This is a genomic window from Bradyrhizobium sp., from assembly GCF_047605465.1.
Taxonomy (GTDB): Bacteria; Pseudomonadota; Alphaproteobacteria; order Rhizobiales; family Xanthobacteraceae; genus Bradyrhizobium.
In genome coordinates this window covers 20061-36833 of sequence record NZ_JASGFS010000031.1, presented here as the reverse complement: position 1 = coordinate 36833, position 16773 = coordinate 20061, and the positions used below count along the sequence as shown (strand labels likewise).

The 16773-nt window shown below is 65.6% G+C and carries 16 protein-coding genes and 1 riboswitch; of the genes, 11 read left to right on the top strand and 5 right to left on the bottom strand.

Annotation, left to right across the window (positions count from 1 at the left end; genetic code table 11):
• Nucleotide 1 precedes the first annotated feature (1 nt).
• Together QM712_RS21775 and QM712_RS21770 are read left to right on the top strand one after the other, a co-directional pair.
• Nucleotides 2-334: a tautomerase family protein gene (locus tag QM712_RS21775; protein ID WP_415025198.1), complete on the top strand. Its 333-nt coding sequence runs from the start codon at nucleotides 2-4 to the stop codon at nucleotides 332-334.
• A gap of 174 nt (nucleotides 335-508) precedes the next feature.
• Nucleotides 509-904 (top strand): thioesterase family protein, encoded by a 396-nt coding sequence (locus tag QM712_RS21770; RefSeq protein WP_415025197.1) that lies wholly within the window; start codon nucleotides 509-511, stop codon nucleotides 902-904.
• Between the two features lie 11 nt (nucleotides 905-915).
• Here the strand turns inward: QM712_RS21770 and QM712_RS21765 are convergent, their stop codons facing one another.
• The 5 genes from QM712_RS21765 to QM712_RS21745 form a co-directional block, all read right to left on the bottom strand.
• Nucleotides 916-3012 carry an alpha/beta fold hydrolase gene (locus QM712_RS21765; protein ID WP_415025196.1) on the bottom strand — a complete coding sequence of 699 codons (2097 nt, stop codon included), beginning with the start codon at nucleotides 3010-3012 and terminating at the stop codon, nucleotides 916-918.
• A 2-nt stretch (nucleotides 3013-3014) separates the two neighbouring features.
• Nucleotides 3015-3626: a TetR/AcrR family transcriptional regulator gene (locus QM712_RS21760; RefSeq protein WP_415025195.1), complete on the bottom strand. Its 612-nt coding sequence runs from the start codon at nucleotides 3624-3626 to the stop codon at nucleotides 3015-3017.
• Between the two features lie 34 nt (nucleotides 3627-3660).
• Complete coding sequence (gene mddA / locus QM712_RS21755; protein WP_415025194.1) at nucleotides 3661-4413, bottom strand: methanethiol S-methyltransferase; 753 nt, start codon at nucleotides 4411-4413, stop codon at nucleotides 3661-3663.
• A gap of 300 nt (nucleotides 4414-4713) precedes the next feature.
• Nucleotides 4714-5541 carry a pyrroline-5-carboxylate reductase gene (gene proC, locus QM712_RS21750; RefSeq protein ID WP_415025193.1) on the bottom strand — a complete coding sequence of 276 codons (828 nt, stop codon included), beginning with the start codon at nucleotides 5539-5541 and terminating at the stop codon, nucleotides 4714-4716.
• Between the two features lie 205 nt (nucleotides 5542-5746).
• Nucleotides 5747-6247 carry a YbjN domain-containing protein gene (locus QM712_RS21745; protein WP_415025192.1) on the bottom strand — a complete coding sequence of 167 codons (501 nt, stop codon included), beginning with the start codon at nucleotides 6245-6247 and terminating at the stop codon, nucleotides 5747-5749.
• A 442-nt stretch (nucleotides 6248-6689) separates the two neighbouring features.
• Nucleotides 6690-6861, top strand: a riboswitch (FMN riboswitch).
• Nucleotides 6862-6936: 75 nt separating this feature from the next.
• Between QM712_RS21745 and QM712_RS21740 the strand changes: the two genes are divergently transcribed.
• The 9 genes from QM712_RS21740 (at nucleotide 6937) to QM712_RS21700 (ending at nucleotide 16716) form a co-directional block, all read left to right on the top strand.
• Nucleotides 6937-7530, top strand: a complete 594-nt coding sequence (locus tag QM712_RS21740) for a 6,7-dimethyl-8-ribityllumazine synthase (RefSeq protein WP_415025191.1) — start codon at nucleotides 6937-6939, stop codon at nucleotides 7528-7530.
• Nucleotides 7531-7797: 267 nt separating this feature from the next.
• The gene (locus QM712_RS21735) at nucleotides 7798-8994 is read left to right on the top strand and encodes an MHYT domain-containing protein (RefSeq protein WP_415025233.1); all 1197 of its coding nucleotides are present in this window, start codon (nucleotides 7798-7800) and stop codon (nucleotides 8992-8994) included.
• A 387-nt stretch (nucleotides 8995-9381) separates the two neighbouring features.
• Nucleotides 9382-10245: an FAD binding domain-containing protein gene (locus QM712_RS21730; protein WP_415025190.1), complete on the top strand. Its 864-nt coding sequence runs from the start codon at nucleotides 9382-9384 to the stop codon at nucleotides 10243-10245.
• A gap of 13 nt (nucleotides 10246-10258) precedes the next feature.
• Nucleotides 10259-10759, top strand: coding sequence for a (2Fe-2S)-binding protein (locus QM712_RS21725; protein WP_415025189.1), 501 nt, complete (start codon nucleotides 10259-10261; stop codon nucleotides 10757-10759).
• Entirely contained in the window at nucleotides 10756-13176 is a 2421-nt protein-coding gene (locus QM712_RS21720) for an aerobic carbon-monoxide dehydrogenase large subunit (RefSeq protein ID WP_415025188.1), read from the top strand. Before QM712_RS21725 ends, QM712_RS21720 begins: the two co-directional genes overlap by 4 nt.
• 151 nt (nucleotides 13177-13327) lie before the next feature.
• Nucleotides 13328-14194 (top strand): AAA family ATPase, encoded by an 867-nt coding sequence (locus QM712_RS21715; RefSeq protein ID WP_415025187.1) that lies wholly within the window; start codon nucleotides 13328-13330, stop codon nucleotides 14192-14194.
• A complete protein-coding gene (locus tag QM712_RS21710; RefSeq protein WP_415025186.1) occupies nucleotides 14191-15399 on the top strand; it encodes a vWA domain-containing protein in 1209 nt (402 codons plus the stop codon). Before QM712_RS21715 ends, QM712_RS21710 begins: the two co-directional genes overlap by 4 nt.
• 11 nt (nucleotides 15400-15410) lie before the next feature.
• Entirely contained in the window at nucleotides 15411-16247 is an 837-nt protein-coding gene (locus tag QM712_RS21705; protein ID WP_415025185.1) for an XdhC family protein, read from the top strand.
• Between the two features lie 10 nt (nucleotides 16248-16257).
• Nucleotides 16258-16716: an SRPBCC family protein gene (locus QM712_RS21700; RefSeq protein ID WP_415025184.1), complete on the top strand. Its 459-nt coding sequence runs from the start codon at nucleotides 16258-16260 to the stop codon at nucleotides 16714-16716.
• The last annotated feature ends 57 nt before the right edge of the window (nucleotides 16717-16773 follow it).

Genomic DNA, 16773 nt, shown 5'->3' with positions numbered 1-16773 from the left:
CATGGCCGGGCTTGTCCCGGGCATCCACGTCTTGTTTGATGGAGACGAATTCGGAGGGCCGGGGATCCGGCTGACCAAGGTTTCGCCGGACAGGCAAGTTCGGCCGTTGCAGAAGAAGAGGGAGACGACGATGCCTGAGATCACCATCAGCATGGCCGAAGGCCGCACCGACGAACAGAAGGCCGGCATGATGCGCGACATCACCCAGGCGCTGGTGAAGAATCTCGGCGTCGATGCCGACGCCGTCGTCATCCAGATCAACGAGGCTCCGCTCCGTCACAAGATGAAGGGCGGCAAGACCTTCGTGGAGCGCGCGGCGGCCGCGAAGAAGTAGTTTCTGCCGGCTCGGTATCCACCGCCGTCGTCCCGGCGAAAGCCGGGACCCATCGCCTCAGGGCGTGGTTGTTTTGGCGAGGGCAATCTCTCCGGGTCGTTGCCGAATTCGATCCTGTCGTCATGAGTCCCGGATCTGCGCTTCGCGGGTCCGGGACGACATCGGGCAAGAGTCATGGACGCACGCGATTTCATCACGATCGGCATGAGCGCCGAGCGCACGCTGGTGGTGCCGGCGGAGCGTACGGTCGGGCATTTCGTGCCGGGCATGCCGATGGTCTACGCGACGCCGATGATGATCCTGGAAATGGAAATGACATCGGGCGATGCGATCCGCTCCGCGCTGCAGGCGGGCTGGGTCACCGTGGGCACCGAGGTCGACATCCGCCACCTCGCCGCTGCTCTCGTCGGCGCGACGGTGCGGACCACGGCGAAGGTCGTGGCGGTCGAACGCCGCGTCATCCGCTTCGAGGTCGAGGCCTTCGAGGGCACGCGCAAGCTCGGCGAGGGTCGCCACGCGCGCGGGCTCATCAATGTCGAGCAATTCAACAAGCGGCTCGGTGCGGCCTAGCCGCGATCAACTCAAAGCAGCTCGGCCAGCATTTTGGCGGCGCGCGCGGCGCCGTTGGCCTCGACGAGACCGGATTGCCGCGGTGTCGTGAGCTCCTCGACCATAGCCCCGGCGATCGTCTCCGGCGTGCTCGACGCGAACTCCATGCGTCGGCCCGCGCGATAGCGGTCCAGCCGGTGCGCGACGTGAAAGTTCTGCTCGAAATGGTTCCTGAGCGGAAAATAGAGGAAGGGTGTGCTCGCCGCCGCGAGCTCCATGCAGGTGGTCAGGCCGCCCTGCACGAGGGCGAGATCGCAGGCCGCGAGATGGCGGTCGAGATCCGGCACGAACGACCGAAGCTCGACCCCTGCCGGCGCGGCAAATGCGCTTTGGGCGATGCGCGGTCCCGCAACCACGATCATCCGCAACCCCGGCATTTTTTCCGCGGCGAGCGGATAGCTCTGCAGGATGCGTTCGATCAGGTGAGCACCGACGCCTGATCCGCCCACGGTGACGATGCAGACGCGTTCGCCATCGCGGTAGCCGAGGCGACGACGAAGCGCTGCGCGATCGCCGAAGCTGTCCGGGTGTTCGCCGATGATGTAGCCGGAGAAGTCGAAATGCCGGGGAACCCAGTCCCGCATGTCCGGCAGTCCGTCTCCGAAAGAACGCGGGATAACGTCCTCCGGCGATCCCACGAAGATCGCGCGGTCGCGCAGCCCGGGATGCCGCTCGACATGTTCGATCATCTCCGCGTTGTAGTCCGATGTCAGATGAGCCTCACGCTCGCCGCCCGCGGGCATCGGCAGGTAGCCGACGAAATCGGTGAACCAGGCGAGTTTCGCCCGCTTCAGCTCGGGATGCTCGTGCCAGTAATGATCGATGTCCCAGGCTTCGTCGGCGATGACGAGATCGTATCGGGTCTCTTCCACGGCCTGCTGAAAATGCATGAAGTTCTTGATCAGGACTTCGTCCATCCGGCGGAGCGCTTCGAAGCAATTCAGTTCGTGATGCCCGGCCTCCTGCTCGATGTGCCGCGTTTCGCTCGCCAGGTAGCGGCTCATTGGATGGATCGTCTCGCGATGGCTTTCGAGCAGACGCGTCACCGGATCCTGCGCCAGCCAGTGGATCTCGATATCGGGATGCAACTGGCGCAGTTCGCGCGCGATCGCGAGATCGCGTCGCGCATGGCCAAGGCCGATCGGCGACGACAGATAGAGCGCGGTCTTGGGCCTGCGAGCCTTCGGCTTTGTCCGCGGCATCAGGCCCTGCTTTTGCAGGAATTCGATGATCAGAGCGTTGCATTTCGCCGGAAACCGACCCGAAGGGTTATGGCCGCCGCCGGGAATGGTCTTTAGCTCGACACCGAGAATTTCGGCCACCTTCTGTCCGCGTCCATGCGGCTGGATGCGATCGTCGTCGCCGTGGATGACGAGAGTGGGGCAGGTGATCGCCCGATACATGGCTTCGCCGACATCGACGGACGGAGGAATCGTGCGCGCTTCGACGGTCTTGCCGAGCACGCGGCCGTCGGTCTCGCTCGCCCAGCCAATGGAATCTTCGATCTGCTTGGTGGAATGAGGTTCGGAAAACATGGTACCGATGAAGAAGTCGGCGAAATCGGGATAGTCGGTCAGCCAATAGTCGCGATTGTACTTGTTCCAGCCGGTGAATTGCTGCTGCGGCGTCTGGAAGTGCTGGGGCATCATGTAGGGATTGCCGGGCCCGACAGCCGCTGCGGTCCCGATCAGGATGGCGGCCTTCACGCGTGCGGGGTGGTAGGCGGCCATCAGGCTCGCGAGCATGCCTCCGAAGGAGAGGCCGATCAGGATCGCCCGGCCGGCGCCGACGGCGTCGAGCACCGCGACACCATCCGCCAGATATTGGTCCAGCGCATAGGCCGCGACATCATCCGGCCGATCGGACTTCCCGTTCCCGCGCGGATCGAAGGTCACGCAACGAAAATGCTCGGCGAAGAACGGCACCTGGGCCTTGTAGACCCGGGCGTGCACGATGCTCCAGGGCGGCATGAAAAGCAGTGTCTCCGGCCCGCTGCCATAGACCTCGAAATGAATCTTCACGCCGTCGCGGTCGACGAAGCCTTCGTGGTCGGGAAGCCTGGCGCGCATCTTCACCCCCTTGCTTTGGATTCCGCCATCCGAATGAGATCGCCCACGCGCCGCAGGGCGCGGCGCACGGGCGCTCCCTTTTTCTCGAAACCGATCAGGAAGAGACTCTCGGCGCCCATGAAGGCGTTCGAGACCAGGGCCGCGACGTCTTCCGGCGTGAACGGGCCGAGCCCGCCGATGTCGTCAGCGGCTTCCTGCACCACGTCGCGAATGAGCGCGTACCAGGACAGCACGCCGGCACGAACGACCTTGGCGACCTCGGGATCGGACCAGCCTGCCGCCAACAATTCCTGCAGCACGTGGACGTAGCCGGAGGCGATGTCGTCGTCGAGATAATCGCAGGCGCGGTCCCAGCGTGCCGAAAGTTTCAGCGTCGAGTCCGCGAACATGGTGCTCTGCCGGTCGAGCAGTTGTGCGTTGAGATACTCGAACAGCGCCAACATCATGCCCTGCTTGGATCCGAAGTGATAATGAATCTGGCTCAAGGGCACGCCGGCCTCCGCCGCGACGTCCCGTGTCGAAAGACCGGCATAGCCGTTTCTTCGCAGGATCGTCTTGGCGGCCTCGAGCAGCGTCACGCTGGTGTCGGCCTTCTTCGCAGCAGTCCGTCTCATCCGATCTCCCAGCCTGTGGTCCGGCGGCGTCCCGTCAGGAGGTGCGCGCCGGCACCTTTGTTTCTTTTCTGGGAAGGGGAATCAGCATCGAGACCCGCTCCCGGTAGCGGCGATACCGGTCACCGAAGACAGCGACGAGGTCGCGTTCCTCGAACCAGATGCCGATCAGGATGTAGCCCGTCGTGGCGAGCGCGAACAGCAGATGACCGAACGTCATCGCTGGTGTCGCCCAGAACGCCAGAAGGAAGCCGAGATAGATGGGATGGCGAACCCATTTGTACATCAGCGGCGTCTTGAACGTCGGCGGCGGGAGCGGTTCGCCGCGCAGGCGCGCATACACCTGCTGCAATCCGAACAGCTCGAAATGATTGATCAGGAAGGTGCTGATCAACACGATGCCCCATCCGATCCAGAAAACGGCATGCAGGGCCAGCCTCGCGGCCGGGCCGTCGACCGTCCAGACGAGCGCGGGCAGGGGGCGCCACTGCCAGTACAAGAGGATAAGCGCCGCGCTGGAGAGCAGGACGTAGGTTGAGCGCTCGATCGCCTTGGGGATGAGTCTCGTCCATGCGCGCTTGAATGCAGGACGTGCCATGACGCTGTGCTGGACGGCGAACAGGCCCAGCAACAGCACGTCGATCATGATCGATGCGGCCAGCGATCCCGGCTCTCCGCTGTCGATGGTCTTCGGAGCAGGAAGGTTTCCGACGAAGGCGATCGCGTAGAGGAAGGTGACAAGAAAAACGAGGTAAGCGGCAATTCCATAGAGCAGCGAAGCGACGGCCATAGTGAGTCTCCGTTGCAATTCGTTTCCGGCACTTCAATATATAATTCGGTCGACCGACCGAAGTCAAACGATTATGTCCGCCTCGGCTCGTGGAAGGGGAAATGGCGGGCGCGGGCGCGCGCACCGGCACGCGTCAGCTCACGGCTTTCGGATTTCAGATTTCGTATGGCAAAAAGAGCAGGAGGGGGCGTGTTCGATTGGCGAAGAACAGAGACGGTGGCAAAGGCGCTCTGTGCGCCCGAGCGGTCATCTCTCCCCAAGGCGGCGGGTACGCGAGGCTTGCCCGCCTGTTGGATATGGCTACTTCGCCAATTCCCTCGATCGCTTCGTCGCGGCCGCGATCGCGCGGATCATCAGGTCGCGCAGGCCGGGCTCGCCCATCAGCACGCCGAGCGCCGCGGCAGTGGTGCCGCCGGGCGAGGTGACGTTCTGGCGCAGCGTGCCGGAGGGCAGCTCCGACTGGTGCAGCAGCTCGCCGGAGCCGGCGACCGTCTCGCGCGCGAGCCTGGTGGCGAGCGCCTCGGGCAATCCCGCTTCGACGCCGGCGCGGGCGAGCTCTTCGGCGAGCAGGAAGACATAGGCCGGGCCCGAACCGGAGACGGCGGTCACCGCATCCATCAGGTCCTCATCCTCGACCCATTCGACCGAACCGGTCGCGCGCAGCAGCGCATCGGCTACCGCACGCTGTGCGGCGCTGACGTTCGTCGCGGCCACCGCCACCGTGATGCCGCGGCCGATTGCGGCCGGCGTGTTCGGCATCGCGCGCACCACCGCGCCGCCGCAGACCTCTGCCAGCGAGGCGATCGTGGTCCCCGCCATGATCGAGACCACCGACGTCGTCTCCGAGACGAATGCCTTCAAGGCGGCACCGGCCTCGCGGAACATCTGCGGCTTCACCGCGACCACCATGGTCTCGACCGTGCCGGCGGTCTTCACGTCGGGATTGAGCACGATGCCCTTGGCCGCAAGCGCGGTGATCTCCGGCGAAATGTGCGGATCGACCACCGCGACGCGGCGCGGATCGAGCCCGCCCGCGAGCCACCCGGTCAGCATCGCGCCGCCCATCTTGCCGGCGCCGGCGAGAATGATGGTGCCGGTGATGTTTTGAAGAGTGCTGTTGTTACCCACTGTGACCACCACAAATCCGTCGTCCCGGCGAAGGCCGGGACCCCCGCGCGAGCGCGTGCGCCCGTCGCGTGTTCACATGGGGTTCTAGTGGATGGTGGGCTGAGCAACAAGCGGCGCGCGATACGGCGAAATCACGCGGTCCGGGTCCCGGCCTTCGCCGGGGCGACTGGGGAGAGGAAGCCGGCTCCCCGCTTCGAGAGCGGCCTTACGCCTCTCCGACCGTATCGAACATCGCGGCGTCCATGGCCTGCGTGGTCGTCTTGCCGGCCCACACCACGAACTGGAATGCGGGGAAGTAGCGCTCGCAGGCATGGATCGCACCGGCGAGCATCGCTTCGCATTGCGCGGCCGAAGCGGTGAGCCCGCCCGGTAGCACCAGGGCCTGCCGGTGCATGATCATGCCGGTGTTGGTCCACAGATCGAAATGCCCGATCCACAATTGCTCGTTGACCGCGGCGACGAGCCGCTGGACCTCGGGCCGTCGCGCGACCGGAATCTTCATGTCGAATGCGCAAGCCAGATGCAGCGCCTCGATCTCGCCCATCCAGGTGAAGGAGAGCTGATAGTCGGTCCATCGTCCCTTGGAGGCGATGGTGAGTTCGTCTTCGCCGGAGCGTTCGAACGGCCAGTTGTTGCTGGCAGCGATATCCTCGACCACCGCGAGCGGATGGTTTCGGGAATCGATTGTGCCTTCGAGCAGGGACATGCCGTCTCGACCTCTTGCCTTCCTTGTTGTCTTGATACGCACGCAGTGGCCCGGCGCGCGCTCCCTAACGTCGCTGTGGCGATCCCCTCGGAGTCGGTTCTGCGATCCCTCGGAGTCGCTCTTGCGATCCTTCGGATCAGCACGGGCCTGTTGCGGATCAACTGATGTGATTTGCGGAATCTGCGCAACTGGCTGCCGAGTCCGTCCACAAGCCATGACTCGTTCGTCCACAGCTCATCTCTCGGCCACAATCGTTAACGAATGAGAACAAACCGGAATCGGATTCGCGCATGCGCGCCCCGTGAATTCCGCCACGCGAGCGCCGGACCGCGGTGAGGACCTTCACCTCGGCATGGGACCATGCGGTTTTTCATGCCGAACGCGCTTGCTGCGGCCGCGAACCGGCGTCATATTTCGTTCCAGGCCGTTCATTCCGGACGGCCGATGTTCTCAGGGCGGGGTGAAAGTCCCCACCGGCGGTAAGGGCCGAAAGGCCTAAGCCCGCGAGCGCCTTCTCCAAGGAGTTCCCCAAGCGGGACGTCCCGAAGGAAGGGTCAGCAGATTCGGTGCAACTCCGAAGCCGACGGTTAAAGTCCGGATGAAAGAGAACGGTCGGTGGCAGACGCATCGGAAGATGCGGCTGTTTGTCGTTCCGTGTGCCCTGATTCTGGTCCTCGAGAAGGAAAGCCATGAATCAGATGTTGCAAGATCCCCAAGTCCAAAACTCCCAAACCTCCGAAATCCAGACTTCCCCAGCCGAAACCCAGGCTCCGCCGGTTCCCGTGGATCCGCCGCCGGGGATCGAGCATCCGCGCTTCGCCAAGCCGCAGCGGGTGGCCTTCGTGCAGGCCTGCTGGCATCGCGACGTGGTCGAGGAGGCCCGCATCGCCTTCGTCAGGGAAGCCGAAGCGCGCCATCTCACCCATGTCGACGTGTTCGAAGTGCCGGGCTCGTTCGAGATCCCGTTGCACGCGCAGATCCTCGCCAAGACGCGGCGCTACACTGCGATCGTCGCGGCGGGCCTCGTCGTCGATGGCGGCATCTACCGGCACGAGTTCGTCGCCGACACCGTGATCAAGGCGCTGATGGATGTGCAGCTCCGCACCGAGGTGCCGGTGTTCTCAGCCGTGCTGACGCCGCAGCAATTCCACGAGACCGAAGTGCATTACGATTTCTTCCGCAGGCATTTCGCGATCAAGGGCGTCGAGGTCGCAGCCGCCTGCGCGGAGACGTTGCTCGGCCTGGAGCGTCTGCGCGGGCAGGTCGCGGCGGGAATTGTGTAGGAAGCAGCATCCACAGTTGCCCCTCATCCCGAGGAGCGCGCCTGCGCGTCTCGAAGGATGAAGCCACGGCAAGATCCGTGTCGTTCTCCCGGCGATGCGAAACATCGTCCGGGAGACGGCGCCTGCCTGTCTCCTCGCCGAGAGGGGGCGGCGGCGTCGAACCTGCCGTCCCCCTTCACACGCCGCTGATTGTCATTTCCGCCGCCGTCCCTATAAAGTCGGCGGCGGGAGGAGGCCGTGCCGTGGAGACGGGCGGCCGACAAGATCATGTTCGAAGGACACGATCCCTATCTCGTCGCGCTCTCTGTGGCGATCGCGAGCCTGGGTGGCTATACCGGCTTTGCGCTTGCGGCTCGCATCCGCAACACGCCTGGCGTCAGCAACCGCTTGCTGCTCGCGGGTGCTGCGGCGTTTCTCGCCGTCGGCATCTGGACCATGCATTTCGTCGGCATGCTGGCTGCGCCGCTGCCGCCCGACACCGTCTATCTCGTCCTGCCCACCATCATCTCGTTCCTGATCTGCGCGCTGGTTGTCGGCATTTCCCTCTTCTTCGTTTCGATCGGCGAGCCCAGCCTGAAGCGGGTGGCCTCGTCGGCCGTCCTGCTGGGCGTCGGCATCGCCAGCATGCATTATGTCGGAATCCACGGGCTGGCCGGCCCCTTTGGCATCGTGCATGACCGCTCGATGGTGCTGCTGTCGTTCGTTGTCGCGGTCGTCACCGCCTATGGCGGCCTGCGCGCCTTCCTCGCGCAGCAGGAAGGTGTTCGCCTGATCGTCAGCTCGATCGCTTTCGGTGTCGCGGTCTCCGGGATGCATTACACCGCGATGCTCGGCATGCATTTCGAGCCGTTGACCGGCGAGGTGCATCATCATCTCGGTGGTGGCCTTGCCGCATCGCAGCAGATCCTGTCGATCATCGTGGCGGTGCTGTGCTTCGTGATCGCGGCCGGCTTCCTGCTCTCGCTGGTGCCGGATCCGCGGCGGCAGGCCGCGGCCGTTCCGGCGAGCGATCCCGCTTCGCAGCCCGACGCGCCCGAGCCGGCCGTTCAGGCTGCTGCGGTGCCGCGGCCGATGGCCGCGCCGCTCGGAGGTCTCGGCCAACCGCCCCGCGCACCCGCTCCCCGGCTTCCCGTCGAAGGCGCCGACGGCACGCATTTCATCGAAACGGCCAATGTGCGCAGCGTTCGGGCGGACGCGCACTACACCCGCGTCCATGACGGCACGCGCGAGCGGATGTGCCCCTGGTCGATTTCGGAGGCCGAGGCGCAGCTCGATCCCTCGCTGTTCCTGCGCGTGCACCGCAGCCACATCGTTGCGATCCCGCATGTCGCCCTGGTCCGGAAAGAGGGCGACGGCGCGGTCCTCGAGCTCGACGGCCCGTCGCCGCACATGGTGCCGGTCAGCCGGGCCAAGATCGCCGAGGTGAAGGCGAGGCTGGGGCTGGCGAACCGCCGGCAGGCGTAAATCTCCACGCGCTCCTTTCTCCGCTCGCGGGATGATGGGCGGGAAGTTCGCTTGCCGCCATCCTTCGAGACGCCCGCCTGTGGCGGGCCCTCAGGATGAGGTCTCGTTTCGCGGCGCGACATCAAACCCTCATGGTGAGGAGCCCGCCGCAGGTGGGCGTCTCGAACCATGCAGGCCCGGCACGTCTGGCAAACCACCCTGTGCGGTTAACATTCCGGAGTTCGCCGACATACGTCGCCAAACCTGACGCAATTCGTGCGTCTGCATCCGCAATTCGTGCAAAAACCCCGCCTTTGTGCTCGAACGATTGCGGGCCGCCCCGCCGGGAGAGACCGTCCGACCCAACGTCCGCGCCGTCAGCGCCAAGGACGATTGTGGGAGGAGATGATGATCCCGGGCTCATTCAGCTATTACCGGCCGGCGAGCGTCGCCGACGCCGTCAAACTCTTGTCCGATCTTGGCGAGGATGCGCGGCCATTGGCCGGCGGGCACAGTCTGGTGCCCATGATGAAGCTCCGCCTCGCAACCCCTTCCCATCTGATCGACCTGCACGGCATCGCAGACCTGAAGGGCATCCGCCGCGACGGCGGCAATCTGATCATCGGTGCGATGACCACCCAGCACGATCTGCTGGCGTCGGACGATGTCGCCGACGCGATGCCGATCCTGCACGAGGCGGCGCTTCTGATCGCTGATCCGCAGGTGCGCTATCGCGGCACGATCGGCGGCAATGTCGCCAATGGCGATCCCGGCAACGACATGCCGGCGCTGATGATGACGCTGGGTGCGACCTATCGCCTCGAAGGCGCGGGCGGCGCTCGCGATGTGGCGGCGGTCGACTTCTACCAGGGCGCCTATTTCACCTCGCTCGAGCCCGGCGAGATCCTCACCTCCGTCTCGGTCCCCGTCCCCGCGACCGGCCACGGCTACGCCTATGAGAAGCTCAAGCGCAAGGTCGGCGATTACGCCACCGCCGCTGCCGCCGTCGTGCTGACCATGGCCGGCGGCAAGGTCGCCACCTGTTCGATCGGGCTCACCAACGTCCACGAGACGCCGCTGCTCGCCATCGACGCGGCCAAGGCCGTGATCGGGACGAGCCTCGATGCCGCGGCCTTGAAGACGGCGGCGGCCGCCGCCGAGGCGATCATGGCGCCGGCCGCGGATGCCCGCGGTCCGGTCGAATACCGCAAGCATGTTGGCGGCATCATGGTGACGCGGGCGCTGCAGCGCGCCGCCGCCAAGGCGAAATAGAGGGAGGGGATCGATGGCAAAGACACACGTCACCATGAAGGTGAACGGCGCCGAGGTCGAAGGCCTCGTCGAGCCGCGCACGCTGCTGGTGCATTTCATCCGCGAGAATCTGCAGATGACCGGCACCCATATCGGCTGCGAGACCACGCATTGCGGCGCCTGCACCGTCGACATCGACGGCATGTCGGTGAAGTCCTGCACGATGTTCGCTGTGCAGGCGCAGGGCAGCGACATCACGACGGTCGAGGGCATGGCCAATGCCGACGGCACGCTGTCCGCGCTGCAGGAAGGCTTCCGCATGATGCACGGACTGCAATGCGGCTTCTGCACGCCCGGCATGATCATGCGCGCGCATCGTCTTCTGAAGGAGAATCCCTCGCCGAGCGAGCAGGAAATCCGGATGGGCATCTCCGGCAACATCTGCCGCTGCACCGGCTACCAGAACATCGTCAAAGCCATTCAATACGCGAGCGCCAAGATCAACGGCGTGGAATTCCGGGAGGCCGCAGAATGAACGACATGACTCCCACGCGGGAACAACGCGAAGCCGCGCTCGAAGGCATGGGCTGCAAGCGCAAGCGCGTCGAGGACATCCGCTTCACGCAAGGCAAGGGCAATTACGTCGACGACGTCAAGCTGCCGGGCATGCTGCATGGCGATTTCGTACGCTCGCCCCATCCGCATGCCCGCGTCACGAAGATCGACGACAGCGAGGCGCTGAAGGTGCCCGGCGTGCTCGCGGTCATCACGGCGGAAACGCTCAAGACCGTCAATCTCGCCTGGATGCCGACGCTCGCCGGCGACGTGCAGATGGTCCTGGCTGACGGCAAGGTGCTGTTCCAGAACCAGGAGGTCGCCTTCGTGGTCGCGACCGACCGCTACGCGGCCGATGACGGCATCAACAAGGTGATCGTCGAATACGAGCCGCTGCCGCCGCTGGTCGATCCCTTCAAGGCGATGGATCAGGACGCGCCGGTGTTGCGCGAGGATCTCGCCGGCAAGACGTCCGGCGCGCACGGCCCGCGCAAGCACCACAACCACATCTTCGAGTGGACGGTGGGCGACAAGGAGCTGACCGACGCGGCCTTCAACAAGGCCGAGGTCAAGATCAAGGAGATGATCTCCTATCACCGCACCCATCCGTCGCCGCTCGAGACCTGCCAGTGCGTCTGCTCCTTCGACAAGATCAAGGGTGAGCTGACGATCTACGGCACGTTCCAGGCCCCGCATGTCATCCGCACCGTGGTGGCGCTGATCGCGAAGCTGCCCGAGCAGAAGATCCACGTCATCGCCCCCGACATCGGCGGCGGGTTCGGCAACAAGGTCGGCGCCTATCCCGGCTATATCTGCGCGGCGGTCGCCTCCATCGTCACCGGCAAGCCGGTCAAATGGGTCGAGGATCGCATCGAGAACCTCACCGCGACCTCGTTCGCGCGCGATTATCACATGACGACGGAGATCGCGGCGACAAAGGACGGCAAGGTCACGGGCCTGCGCGTGCATGTGCTCGCCGACCACGGTGCGTTCGACGCCTGCGCCGATCCGTCGAAATGGCCGGCCGGCTTCTTCAACATCGTCACCGGGTCCTACGACTTCCCGACCGCCCATCTGGCGGTGGACGGCGTCTACACCAATAAGGCACCCGGCGGCGTCGCCTACCGTTGCTCGTTCCGCGTCACGGAGGCGGCCTATTGCATCGAGCGCGCCATGGATATCCTGGCGCAGAAGCTCAACATGGATCCGGCCGAGCTGCGCTTGAAGAACTTCATCAAGCCGGAACAGTTTCCCTATCACTCGGCGCTGGGCTGGGAATACGATTCCGGCGATTACCACACCGCCATGCGCAAGATGATGGAGACCACCGGCTACGCCGCGCTCCGGAAAGAGCAGGCGGAGAAGCGCGCCGCGTTCGCGCGGGGCGAGACCCGCGAGATCATGGGCCTCGGCATCTCCTTCTTCACCGAGATCGTCGGCGCCGGCCCGTCGAAGAATTGCGACATCCTGGGCATCGCGATGTTCGACTCCTGCGAAATCCGCATGCATCCGACCGGTGCGGGCATCGCGCGCATGGGCACCAAGAGCCAGGGTCAGGGCCACGAGACCACCTGGGCCCAGATCATCGCGACCGAGATCGGCATTCCCGCCGACAACATCATGGTGGAGGAGGGCAACACCGACACCGCGCCATACGGGCTCGGCACCTACGGTTCGCGTTCCACGCCCGTCGCAGGCGCCGCGATTGCGATGGCCGCGCGAAAGATCAAGGCCAAGGCGCAGATGATCGCGGCCTACAAGCTCGAGGTCCACGAGGATGATCTCGAATTCGACATCGACGGCTTCCGGGTGAAGGGCCTGCCGGAGAAGTTCATGTCGATGAAGGACATCTGCTGGGCGGCCTACAATTCGGTGCCGCCGGGCATGGAGCCCGGGCTCGAAGCGGTCAGCTATTACGATCCGCCCAACATGACCTATCCGTTCGGCGCCTATCTCTGCGTGATGGACATCGACGTCGACACCGGGGTGTACAAGGTCCGGCGCTTCTATGCGCTCGACGATTGCGGCACCCGCATCAACCCGATGATCATCGAGGGACAGGTGCATGGCGGCCTCACCGAGGCCTTCGCCATCGCGATGGGCCAGGAGATCCGTTACGACGAGGTCGGCAACGTCGTCACCGGCTCGTTCATGGATTTCTTCATGCCGACCGCAGTGGAGACGCCGCATTGGGAAACCGACTTCACCGTCACCCCGTCGCCGCATCATCCGATCGGCGCCAAGGGCGTCGGCGAAAGCCCGAATGTCGGCGGCGTGCCGGCCTTCTCCAACGCCGTCAACGACGCGTTCGCGTTCCTGGGCGCGACGCACATCCAGATGCCGCACGATTTCTGGCGCAACTGGAAGGCGGCCAAGGAGCTGGGCGCGGTGGCGTAGTGCAATAGGCGAGAGCCGGGCCTTCATCCTTCGAGACGCGGCGCACGCGCCGCTCCTCAGGATGAGGTCTATCTCCTCATGGTGAGGAGCGCGTCTTCGCGCCTCTCGAACCATAGAGGCCATGGAACTTGCGGCATTCAGTTGAGGGACGATGAAGAACCGCGAAGAGATCGCGAAAGCTCTGGCCGCATCGGGCTATATCGCCGATGTGGACCTGGCGACCGCGATCTCGCTGATGCAATTGCTGCGGCGGCCGCTGCTGCTGGAAGGCGAGGCCGGCGTCGGCAAGACGGAGGTGGCCAAGGCGCTCGCCAAGGTGCACGCCACCGAGTTGATCCGGCTGCAATGCTACGAGGGCCTCGACCAGTCGGCCGCGCTCTACGAGTGGAACTATCAACGACAGCTGCTCGCGATCCAGGCGCATCGCGGCACTGACAGTATCGAGGACCAGGTATTCTCCGAAAAATACCTGTTGGAGCGCCCCCTGCTGGCGGCGATCCGCCGCCCGCAGGCGCCGGTGCTGCTGATCGACGAGATCGACCGGGCCGACGACGAGTTCGAGGCGTTCCTGCTCGAACTGCTGTCCGACTTCCAGGTCTCGATTCCCGAGCTCGGCACCATTCCCGCCGTCACCATCCCGCATGTGGTGCTGACCTCGAACGGCACGCGCGAGCTGTCCGACGCGCTGCGCCGGCGCTGCCTCTATCACTATGTCGACTATCCCGATGTCGATCGCGAGGCCCGCATCATCCTGGCGCGCGTCACGGGCGCGAGCCCGTCATTGTCGCTTCAGATCGCGCGCATGGTCGAGGGCGTGCGCAAGGAGGAGCTGCGCAAGGTGCCGGGCGTCGCCGAGACGCTGGACTGGGCGGCGGCGCTGGTCGGCCTGGACATCGGCGATCTCCACGATGCGCCCGAGACGGTGCACGACACGCTGATCTGCCTTTTGAAGACCCACGAGGACCGTGCCCGCGTCACGCCCGAGGTGACGCAGCGCCTGCTGGGGAAGGTCGCATGAGCTGCTGCGGCTCCAGTCCCGGCTATGACGATCTCGACGAGGTGTCCCGTCTCGTCTCCGCAAGGCTTGCGGCCTTCCTGCGCACGCTGCGCGATGCCGGCTTCCGTGTCGGATTGGCCGAGGGGCAGGATGCGGCGACGCTGATGTCGGCCGGTTACGCGGCGCGGCCGGGCCTGCTGCGTGCGGCGTTCAGGCACCTGTTCTCGGCGCGCAAATCCGACTGGGACAAGTTCGACGGCCTGTTCGATGCGTTCTGGCTGGGAAAGCGCGTGCGCTCGCGCTCCCGCACGGTCGGCTCGAGTCCGGGCGCAAGCAACCCGTCGCTCAAGGGGCTGCGGGACATGACTGCGGAGCAGGGCGCCGGTGCGCCCGTCACCGATCAGTTGCCGTCGTCCGAGGATGCTCCGGAAGGCTGCTCCGGCGAGGGCCGCATGGAGGGGGCCTCGCGCGCTGACAATCTCGCCGAGGTGGATTTCAGGAAACTCAGCGATCCCGATCAGGTCGCGCAGGCGCATGACGCGGCGGCGCGGCTCGCGCGTGCGATGCGCACGCGGCTGACCCGGCGCGATCTCGCGCGGCGGCGCGGCTACCGGCTGGATCTCCGGCGCACCATCCATCGCAACATCAGCCATGGCGGCGTGCCGATCGCCCTGGTGAAGCGGCAGCGCAAGGACAAGCCGCTGCGGCTGATCGTGCTGCTCGATGCCTCCGGATCGATGAGCATGTACACCTCCGTGTTCCTGCGCTTCATCCATGGCGTGCTCGACCAGTTTCGCGAGGCCGAGGCATTCCTGTTCCACACCCGGCTTGCCTATGTCTCCGACGCGATGAAGGAGCGGGATGCCGGACGCGCGCTCGACCGTCTCTCGATCATGGCGCAGGGCGCGGGCGGCGGCACGAAGATCGGCGAGAGCCTGCAGACCTTCAACCGCTGGCACGCCGCGCGCGTGATCCATTCGCGCAGTTGCGTGATGATCGTGTCCGACGGCTACGAGACCGGCGATGCCGCCCTGCTCGGGCGCGAGATGGCGGCGCTGCACCGGCGCTGCCGGCGCATCGTCTGGCTCAATCCGATGATGGCCTGGGAAGGTTACACGCCGGAGGCGCAGGGCATCAGGGCGGCGCTGCCGCACGTCGATCTCTATGCGCCCGCCAACACGCTGCAAAGCCTGCGCGCGCTCGAACCCTATCTGGCGAAGCTCTGAGGAACGTTCCGATGACCGCTCATGTCGAGGTGCTGGATCTGGTGGCGCAGATGAAGGCGGCCGATCGCGCCTTCGTGCTCGCCACCGTGGTCCGGACCGTGTCGGTGACGGCCGCGAAGGCGGGCGCCAAGGCGATCATCGCCGCCGACGGCACCATCGTCGCGGGGTGGATCGGCGGCGGCTGTGCGAAGGGGGCGGTGCTGAAAGCGGCGCGCGAGGCGCTGGCCGACGGCGAGCCGCGCATGGTCTCGGTGCAGCCGGAGAATTTGCTCGCCGAGCTCGGCGTCAGCGCGGGCGAGAGCCGCGACGGCATCCGGTTTGCCAGCAACATGTGCCCGAGCAAGGGCACCATGGACATCTTCGTCGAACCCGTGCTGCCGCATCCCGCGCTGGTCATTCTCGGCGCGAGCCCGGTGGCGCTGTCGCTCGCGGCACAGGCGCGCACGCTCGGCTACCACGTCACGCTCGCCGCTCCCGCCGCCGATCTCACGGCACGGCCGGATGCCGACGCGATCATCGACGGCTACCAGCTCGGCGAACTCAACGAGGCGAGGCGCTTCGTCGTGGTTTCGACGCAAGGCAAGGGCGACGAAGCGGCCCTGCGGGCGGCGGTCGCGACCACAGCAGATTATCACGCCTTCGTCGGCAGCCGCCGCAAGATGGCCTCGCTCCGCGCCAAGCTGATCGCGGAGGGCGCGAGCAGCGCCGCGATCGACGATTTCAAGGCGCCGGCCGGGCTCGATCTCGGCGCCATCACGCCGGAAGAGATCGCGATGTCGATCCTCGCCGAGATCACCCGCGAGCGGCGGCGCGGCCAGCGCGCCGGTCAGACAACCAGCAGAGAGTGAGAGACCGATCATGCAGATGAACGACAGCCAGTCCATCCCCGCCTCGCGCGAGCAGGTCTGGGCGGCGCTGAACGATCCCGCCGTGCTGAAGCAGTGCATCCCCGGCTGCCAGTCGCTCGAGGTGACGGCGCCGAACGAGATGACCGCGACGGTGGTCTTCAGGGTCGGACCGGTGAAGGCGACCTTCAGCGGCAAGGTGACGCTGTCCGACCTCGATCCGCCCAACAGCTATCGCATCTCCGGCGAAGGTTCGGGCGGCGTCGCGGGCTTTGCCAAGGGCGGCGCGCTGGTGCGGCTGGAATCCGGGAGCGCCGACGTCACAGTGCTGCATTACGAGGTCGACGCGCAGATCGGCGGCAAGCTCGCCCAGCTCGGCGCCCGCCTGATCAACTCGACCGCGACGAAGCTCGCGGGAGAATTCTTCAAGTCGTTTGCCGATGTGGTCAGCGCGAAGGCCGAGGCGAGCTGATCGTCGCAGGGTGGTCAAAGCGAGGCGTACCCGCCATCTTCATCGCAAAATGCCGCG

Bases quoted from the DNA above. Each gene is read 5' to 3' on its own strand.
- QM712_RS21740 (WP_415025191.1), top strand. From the start codon at position 6,937: ATGAATCAGATGTTGCAAGATCCCCAAGTCCAAAACTCCCAAACCTCC.
- QM712_RS21700 (WP_415025184.1), top strand. From the start codon at position 16,258: ATGCAGATGAACGACAGCCAGTCCATCCCCGCCTCGCGCGAGCAGGTC.
- QM712_RS21745 (WP_415025192.1), bottom strand. From the start codon at position 6,247: ATGTCCCTGCTCGAAGGCACAATCGATTCCCGAAACCATCCGCTCGCG.
- QM712_RS21725 (WP_415025189.1), top strand. From the start codon at position 10,259: ATGGCAAAGACACACGTCACCATGAAGGTGAACGGCGCCGAGGTCGAA.
- QM712_RS21770 (WP_415025197.1), top strand. From the start codon at position 509: ATGGACGCACGCGATTTCATCACGATCGGCATGAGCGCCGAGCGCACG.
- QM712_RS21735 (WP_415025233.1), top strand. From the start codon at position 7,798: ATGTTCGAAGGACACGATCCCTATCTCGTCGCGCTCTCTGTGGCGATC.
- QM712_RS21720 (WP_415025188.1), top strand. From the start codon at position 10,756: ATGAACGACATGACTCCCACGCGGGAACAACGCGAAGCCGCGCTCGAA.
- QM712_RS21715 (WP_415025187.1), top strand. From the start codon at position 13,328: ATGAAGAACCGCGAAGAGATCGCGAAAGCTCTGGCCGCATCGGGCTAT.
- QM712_RS21705 (WP_415025185.1), top strand. From the start codon at position 15,411: ATGACCGCTCATGTCGAGGTGCTGGATCTGGTGGCGCAGATGAAGGCG.
- mddA (WP_415025194.1), bottom strand. From the start codon at position 4,413: ATGGCCGTCGCTTCGCTGCTCTATGGAATTGCCGCTTACCTCGTTTTT.
- QM712_RS21710 (WP_415025186.1), top strand. From the start codon at position 14,191: ATGAGCTGCTGCGGCTCCAGTCCCGGCTATGACGATCTCGACGAGGTG.
- QM712_RS21765 (WP_415025196.1), bottom strand. From the start codon at position 3,012: ATGCGCGCCAGGCTTCCCGACCACGAAGGCTTCGTCGACCGCGACGGC.
- QM712_RS21775 (WP_415025198.1), top strand. From the start codon at position 2: ATGGCCGGGCTTGTCCCGGGCATCCACGTCTTGTTTGATGGAGACGAA.
- QM712_RS21730 (WP_415025190.1), top strand. From the start codon at position 9,382: ATGATCCCGGGCTCATTCAGCTATTACCGGCCGGCGAGCGTCGCCGAC.
- QM712_RS21760 (WP_415025195.1), bottom strand. From the start codon at position 3,626: ATGAGACGGACTGCTGCGAAGAAGGCCGACACCAGCGTGACGCTGCTC.